The 3,835-nt window shown below is 36.9% G+C and carries 2 protein-coding genes; one reads left to right on the forward strand and one right to left on the reverse strand.

Translation table 11 applies throughout. The annotated features are described in order from the left end of the window. Positions 1-29: 29 nt before the first annotated feature. Positions 30-2,045: a BCCT family transporter gene (locus ABWO41_RS16430; protein WP_353140349.1), complete on the reverse strand. Its 2,016-nt coding sequence runs from the start codon at positions 2,043-2,045 to the stop codon at positions 30-32. A gap of 386 nt (positions 2,046-2,431) precedes the next feature. On the opposite strand from ABWO41_RS16430, the gene ABWO41_RS16435 reads away from it, so the two are divergent. Then, positions 2,432-3,739 carry a DUF389 domain-containing protein gene (locus ABWO41_RS16435; RefSeq protein ID WP_353140351.1) on the forward strand — a complete coding sequence of 436 codons (1,308 nt, stop codon included), beginning with the start codon at positions 2,432-2,434 and terminating at the stop codon, positions 3,737-3,739. The last annotated feature ends 96 nt before the right edge of the window (positions 3,740-3,835 follow it).

A 3,835-nucleotide genomic window follows, 5' to 3' on the forward strand; every position in this document is an offset into this window, starting at 1 on the left:
CGCAAACTCAAAGTTGATAGATCATATTTTCACTTCATTCTCCTGTTAGCATTACTGCTAATGAACATTTCATTTCGCTCTTCCGAGATGATTTCCATAAACCGCTCATAATGCTTAATGACATCAGATATCAACTCATTTTTAGTAAAAAGCCTTATATCATATCCCTCCCGGGCGTCTCCAAAGTATGACCGTGGATAATATGTCCGGTTTTCACCAAAATCAGGTAAATTATCTTCATTGAGCAGATAGTCGGACACCATTCTTGGCTGGTTTTTAACACCATACACGAAGTTGTTTACCCTGTCGTACTGGATTTCAATTTCTATTCTTTTCGGATTTTCAGATGAATTGATTTTTGCTTCAATCCCATTCCCTGCAAATTCTCCTTGTAACTCCAGAAAAGCAGTCTTGACTGTAGTTTCGATAAAATGGTCTATAGAATTCCGATCGTTGAACGAGACGATATTCTTTAGCCGCTCTTTCCAGAATTTACCAGACCACGGAACGGTAGAAACGGAAAAATCACGTTCGTAATAGTTCCTGTCAATTGTCAGCGCTTTTACCAGGCTCACTATAAATAAAAGTACAATTACAGAAAACGGCAATGCCGTTACCAGAGTCATACTTTGCAATGCGGTAAGTCCTCCCGCATTCAGTAAAAATAGCGCCATAACAGCTAATAAAATACCCCAGGCTGCAGTCTGCCATTTAGGAGATACGCTGGCATTCCTGGTGGCAATTCCGTTCATTACAAAAATCCCTGAATCGGCAGAAGTAACGAAGAAAATTATGATAATTGCGATAACCAGAAAACTAATCACTCTGGTTAAAGGAAGATATTCCAAAAACCTGAACATCAATGCATCCGGATTGTCTGCCAGGGTACTAAGTGCACCGTTAGCGATATGGAGATCGAACCAGATAGCACTATTTCCAAAAACTGACATCCAGATAAAATTGAACATAGTTGGCAGAATCAGAACAGCTGCTATAAATTCCCTTATCGTTCTCCCTTTTGAAATCTTTGCAATAAACAATCCTACATAAGGGGACCATGAAATCCACCAGGCCCAGTACAGGATGGTCCAGTTATAAAACCAGGGTAGAGTCTCCTCTTCATAAACATGTGTACCGAAGGTAAGATTGAAAAAGTTATTGATATAACTTCCCAATCCTTCAGTAAAACTGCCTATGAGATATACTGTAGGTCCAAGTGCCAGCACAAAAAGCAGAAGCACCACTACACTGACGATATTGATATTACTCAATAACTTCACTCCCTTGTCTACCCCCGTAACAGCAGAGATAATGGAAAGTGTGACAAGAATACTTACAATGATAACCTGATAAGTAAAGCTATTGTCCGGTACGATATTTAAAATTTGAAGGCCTGAATTGATCTGGACTACGCCAAAACCTAATGTTGTAGTAATACCAAAAAAAGTACTGCAAAGTGCAAAGACGTCAATCGCATTCCCCCATCTTCCGTTAATTTTGTTCTTTAGCAACGGATATAAACAACTCCTTAGCGAAAGTGGCAATTTGTAGCGATAGGAAAAATACGCTAATGACAATCCTACAATTCCATAAATAGCCCAGGCATGAATACCCCAATGAAAAAAAGTATATAGCTGGGCACTCTTCGCCCGATTTACATAGTGACTTCCAGAAAATATTTCATTCGAATAGTGCTGCATAGGTTCTGCTACGCTAAAATACATTAGTCCGATTCCCATACCGGCAGCAAACAGCATAGAAACCCAGGAAAAAAAAGAGTATTCGGGTTTACTATCATTTTTGCCCAACTTAATATTACCATATTTACTAAACATCAGATACACCAAAAAGATAACGAATATGGTTACCGACCAAACATATACCCAGTTGAGATTAACAAATATGAATTCTTTAATGGTGTTTAGAAGATCTTCCGTCACATTAGGATAAACTGCAGAAAGTATACAGATGCTTATAATAAAAATTAAGCTCGGAATAGTGACTCCTCTACTAAATGTGGTGTTTATTTTTAAAAGGTTGCTCATATTTTTCTGATATAATAAAATTTATCGGTATTCCATAATGAATGTGAGCCTTATTAAAAAGCTTGTCCTGCTTCAAATTCCCACTATAACCTCAAGAGGATTAAGCCTCAGGATATTTTTATTTGCAGCGATCCTATACGAATGAGGAAGGAAAATCATTTGCCATAGACAGGTTATTGAACAAATATATAGAAAATTCAGAACTATGATCATAAGGTTGAATCGGTCACAATCAATAATTTAAATGGATAATGAGTACTTAATAAAGCTAAGATGGACTATTTTAACTACCATAATTAACAGCGATGTTTTGGAGTTAGTTCACGGGAATTGTTATTTTAGTCTGGGGCGTTGTTCCAAATGGCAATAAAGCAAATAATTACATCATGGATTTACGGAAAATTACAGACAAGTTTAATATATCATCGGAAAGAGAGGATTATGCCCAAATTCATGATACTGTAGAAAAAGGCATCTATTTTAAAGGAACTAATCTTTGGATACTCATTTTTGCAATATTTATCGCCTGCATAGGCTTAAATGTTAATTCGACAGCTGTCATTATCGGCGCTATGTTGGTATCGCCGTTAATGGGTCCTATTTTAGGTATTGGATATAGCTTAGCTACCTACGAGTTTAGTATTTTTAAGAAATCCCTTAATAACTTTGGTTTTGCTGTCTTCTCGAGCTTATCTGCGTCTACATTATACTTTTTAATTACTCCTTTAAATGAAGCTCATTCTGAACTTTTAGCCAGGACCCAGCCCAATATTTACGATGTCATTATTGCATTAGTAGGCGGTTTAGCCGGTATTGTAGCTACTTCCAGTAAAAATAAAGGAAATGTTATTCCGGGCGTAGCTATAGCTACCGCACTCATGCCTCCATTATGCACAGCGGGTTATGGCTTAGCCACTGCAAACTGGGCCTACTTCTTCGGTGCCTTTTATCTGTTCACTATCAATACTGTTTTTATAGCTTTGGCGACCTTGATTACCGTACGTTTTTTAAAATACCCAATATGGAATAATGCAGATAATGCAACAAAAAAAAGTGCCAACAGATGGGTAAGTATTGTAGTCATTATTACACTGGTACCGAGTATTTATTTTGGATACATATTGGTAAAACAGGAACAATTTAGCAGGGATGCCAATTCTTTTATTAAGAACGAAAGTCATATTGAAGGAGATTATCTGCTTAAATATGAAATCGATCCGGCAAAACGTAGTGTTAAACTTATATATGGAGGAAAACCTATTCCGCAAGAAGTGAAGAGGATAATAATGGAAAAATCTGTAAGCTATGGCCTAGATAGTGAAAAGGTTTTTATACAACAAGGTTTCGCCGTAAATGAAAATACCGAAAATCTAATAACAAATAGTAATCAACAGCAGGAAATTAGCCGGCTCAAATCAGAACTGGTTTTAAATATTAAAAGGCAGGACAGTTTGGAACAAAGCAGAACTTTTGGCAAAAAACTCATTAAGGAGCTTAAACCCATTTTTCCTGAAATTATTGCTTGTGGCACCTCAGAACAGTTGATTTATGATGATTCCTTAAAGATCAGTAAATATCAGGTATTATTTGTCACTACATCAGATTTCAGGAAAACAAAAAGGGAGCAGGAAAAACTTATCCGTTGGTTTAAAGGGCGTTTGAATGCTGATTCTGTCAAAGTATTTATAGAGTAATTTTCTTCACTTATTAAAGCCCGGCAGGAAGAGCCACCATACAAATCCCGGCCTCATAAGATTTGGAAGCAAAGCCGGATAAATCTTCCTGCTGAA

Origin of the sequence: Pseudopedobacter sp. (assembly GCF_040392825.1) — a bacterium.
GTDB lineage: Bacteria > Bacteroidota > Bacteroidia > Sphingobacteriales > Sphingobacteriaceae > Pseudopedobacter.

Bases quoted from the DNA above. Each gene is read 5' to 3' on its own strand.
- ABWO41_RS16435 (WP_353140351.1), top strand. From the start codon at position 2,432: ATGGATTTACGGAAAATTACAGACAAGTTTAATATATCATCGGAAAGA.
- ABWO41_RS16430 (WP_353140349.1), bottom strand. From the start codon at position 2,045: ATGAGCAACCTTTTAAAAATAAACACCACATTTAGTAGAGGAGTCACT.